This is a genomic window from Oleiphilus sp. HI0123 (assembly GCF_001635315.1).
The window spans coordinates 1-3866 of record NZ_LWGE01001601.1 but is presented as its reverse complement, the minus strand read 5'-3'; the positions used below and the strand labels follow the sequence as shown (position 1 = coordinate 3866).

At 45.6% G+C, this 3866-nt stretch carries 2 protein-coding genes; one reads left to right on the top strand and one right to left on the bottom strand.

Going from position 1 to position 3866, the window contains the following annotated elements; all coding sequences use genetic code 11:
- Window positions 1–101: 101 nt before the first annotated feature.
- Window positions 102–1688, bottom strand: coding sequence for an ABC-F family ATPase (locus A3761_RS21505; protein WP_082865111.1), 1587 nt, complete (start codon window positions 1686–1688; stop codon window positions 102–104).
- 204 nt (window positions 1689–1892) lie between these two features.
- On the opposite strand from A3761_RS21505, the gene A3761_RS21495 reads away from it, so the two are divergent.
- On the top strand, window positions 1893–3866 hold a 1974-nt coding region (locus tag A3761_RS21495), incomplete at its 3' end, for a CarD family transcriptional regulator (protein ID WP_304439635.1).

Here is a 3866-nt window from a genome sequence, read left to right as displayed (position 1 = left end):
GTTGGCATACAGGAGCGAGGTGTCGTAAGTCCGGTCGATATATAACAATGCTAAAAAAGGGGCTTTACGCCCCTTCATTCAAAACCTTAAGAGCAAGGTTTTTACTGGGCCTGGCTCTCTAGGTATTCATCATAGTTACCGTTAAAGTCGACTATGCCATCAGGCGTAATCTCGATAATACGTGTCGCCAAAGATGAAACAAATTCTCTATCGTGAGAAACGAACAGTAGAGTTCCTTCAAACTTTTCTAGCGCCATATTCAAGGATTCAATAGACTCCATGTCCAAGTGGTTAGTCGGCTCATCCATCACAAGAATATTTGGCTTCTGAAGCATGATCTTGCCAAATAGCATCCTGCCCTGCTCTCCACCCGAAATCACTTTGACTGACTTGTTGATATCGTTCTGAGAGAAAAGTAAGCGACCAAGAGTGCCACGAATCACTTGTTCGTCATCACCTTCTTGCCCCCATTCACCCATCCATTCGAATAGATCTTTGTCTTCTTCGAAATCTGAAGCGTGATCCTGAGCGTAGTAACCAATATTGGCATTCTCAGACCACTTTATTGTACCAGCATCATGCTCGATGCTATTTGTAAGGCACTGAAGCATGGTGGTTTTTCCGATACCGTTAGGGCCAATAATCGCGATACGCTCGCCCACTTCAACCATCAGGTTAAGGTCTTTGAAGAGCGTTTCTTCATAGGTCTTGGTCAAGCTTTCAACTTCAAGCGCCATTCGGTGAAGCTTCTTTTCTTGGTTAAAGACGATGAAAGGGTTTTGGCGGCTCGAGGGTTTGATATCATCAAGCTGAATTTTATCAATCTGTTTTGCACGCGAGGTGGCTTGCTTAGATTTAGATGCATTGGCTGAGAAACGAGCGACAAAGGCCTTTAATTCTGAGATCTGTGCTTTCTTCTTCGCATTATCAGACATCTGGCGTTCACGTGCCTGAGTCGATGCAAGCATGTATTCGTCATAGTTGCCCGGATACAGACGTAATTCACCGTAGTCGAGATCAGCCATATGCGTACAAACACTATTTAAGAAGTGTCTATCGTGCGAGATGATGATCATCGTACAGTTACGCTCGTTGAGAACACCTTCTAGCCAACGAATGGTATTAATATCCAGGTTGTTGGTCGGCTCATCGAGCAGCATGATATCGGGTTCAGAGAAAAGTGCTTGCGCGAGTAAGACACGAAGTTTCCAACCCGGTGCAACTTCGCTCATTGGGCCATAATGCTGCTCAACCGGAATACCAACGCCAATCAGTAATTCACCCGCTCTAGATTCTGCACTGTAGCCGTCCATTTCAGCGAATTCAGATTCAAGCTCGCCTGCGCGAATACCGTCTTCTTCACTCATTTCAGGCTTGGCGTAGATCGCATCACGCTCCGCTTTGATTGACCAAAGCTCTTCATGCCCCATGATAACGGTATCGACAACACTAAACTCTTCATAGGCGAACTGGTCCTGCTTTAGCTTACCAATTCGTTCATTAGGGTCTTTAGAGACATTCCCCGAGGTAGGCTCTAAGTCACCGCCCAATATTTTCATAAAGGTTGACTTACCGCAGCCATTGGCACCAATTAGGCCATAGCGGTTGCCCTCACCAAACTTAACTGAAACGTTTTCAAATAACGGCTTTGCGCCAAACTGCATTGTAATATTCGCGGTAACTAACAAGGTATTGCCTCAAGATCTGGGTCATGGTTCAGCTATCTATTAATAGCGGCGCGAATTATGCCACAAAGAAAGCGCTTTCGTTAAACCAAAGCAAAGATTTTTGTATCTCGTTTGCTAAGGGCTTATATCGGGGTGCAATATTCCTCGATCAAAGCTATTATTCGCCCCTTATTTCTGCCGCCAATTCGAGAACAGTAACTTAGCATGAATGTCTCTTCTATTTCGTCAACGCTTATTCCTTCAGTGCCCGCTGACCATAAATACTGGGGCTCCATTCCTCAAGGTGCTAGCGCGGCGACACTTTACGAGTTACTTAATGAGATAGAAGGCTTTTGTTTATATATCGCTAAAGATTCGCAACAAGCCTACGCAATGGAAAGCGCGTTTAAATTCTTTAACGAAGGCAAGCATGAGGTTTATGTTTTCCCTGACTGGGAAACACTTCCCTACGATACATTCTCACCCCATGAAGATATTATTTCTCAGCGTTTGGAAACTCTCAGCAAGCTTCCTCTTGCTAAGCGCGGCTTACTTATCATCCCGCTTAATACGCTATTGCATCGTTTGCCACCAAAAAGCTTTTTGAACGCGCACACCTTTTCTTTAAAGAATGGGCAGACATTTGAGCTTGAAAAGTACCGCCGTATGCTTGAAGAAGTTGGCTACAGAAATGTTAATACCGTTTATGAGCATGGCGAGTACGCAATACGAGGCTCAATCTTTGACCTTTACCCTATGGGCAGTGAAGAACCCGTTCGTATCGAGTTGTTTGATGATGAGATAGAAAGCCTGCGTACATTCGACCCGGATAACCAGCGTTCAAAAAATAAGATCAAATCGCTAAAGATTTTACCTGCAAACGAATTCCCATGGGACGATAAAAGCCGCATGAGTTTTCGGAACCGTTGGTTAGAGCAGTTCCCAAATGCGGCATCAAACTGTCCTTTATATCGAGATATCAAAGACGGAATCAAACCACACGGCGTTGAATATTACAGCCCGCTGTTTTTTGAAGAGATGACAACACTGTTTGACTATTTACCTGAACAGTCACTTGTCATTACGCCAAGTGACATGCCTGAATTGCTAGATCATGTGTGGAGCGATATTAACGGCCGTTACGAAGATCGAAGGCACGATATCCAGCGCCCTATTCTTCCGCCTAGAAACCTGTTCCTGACAACTGACGAATTATTTTCTGATTTAAAGCAACACCCAAGGTTAACCTTATCCACCGCGAGATTAAGTGAAGGTGCAGGTAAATCAAACTTACCTTTTGATGTACTAGGGCAAGTAGGTGTCGATGACAGAAATACCGATCCACTCAGTGCGCTTAAAACGGCAATAGACGCCTTTGCCGGTAAGACGCTGATCATTGCTGAAACCGCGGGCAGACGTGAAGTACTAAGCGAGTTGTTCACACAGTACGCCTTCGCATTCGAAGACACTCAAAGCTGGCAAAGCTTTCTGCAAACAGACAGCCAGGTACAGTTAGTAACTGGCAGTTTGTCGCACGGCTTTATTTCGCAAGAAGCGTCACTTCAGGTTATCACCGAAACAGAATTGTTCGGCCAGCGAGTTGTACAGAGCCGACGCCGTAAGAAATCTAGTGATAATTCTGAAATGATGGTGAAAAACCTGACGGAATTATCCATCGGCGCGCCGGTCGTACATATTGATAATGGCGTTGGCCGCTATCGCGGTTTAGAAACGATCAAAGTGGGTGATCAAGTCGATGAGTTTCTAATGCTTGAGTATGCCAACGAAGCCAAGCTCTATGTTCCTGTATCTAACCTCAACCTTATTTCTCGATATAGCGGAACTGACGAATCACTCGCTCCGCTGCACCGTCTGGGAACTGAAAAGTGGAGTGCAGCAAAGCAAAAAGCCTTAGAGAAAATTCGTGATACGGCCGCAGAATTGCTCGAAGTTTATGCAAAGCGTGAAGCACGCTCCGGATTTAAATGTGATAAACCTGGTGAAGCTTACCGCGCCTTCTGCGCCAATTTCCCGTTTGAAGAGACACCCGATCAGCAAGCTGCGATTAAGGCAGTGCTTCGCGATATGACACGCGAACAGCCGATGGACCGGCTCGTCTGCGGAGACGTTGGTTTTGGTAAAACTGAAGTGGCGATGCGTGCCGCATTTGTCGCAACCTACTCGGGTAAGCAGGTCGCA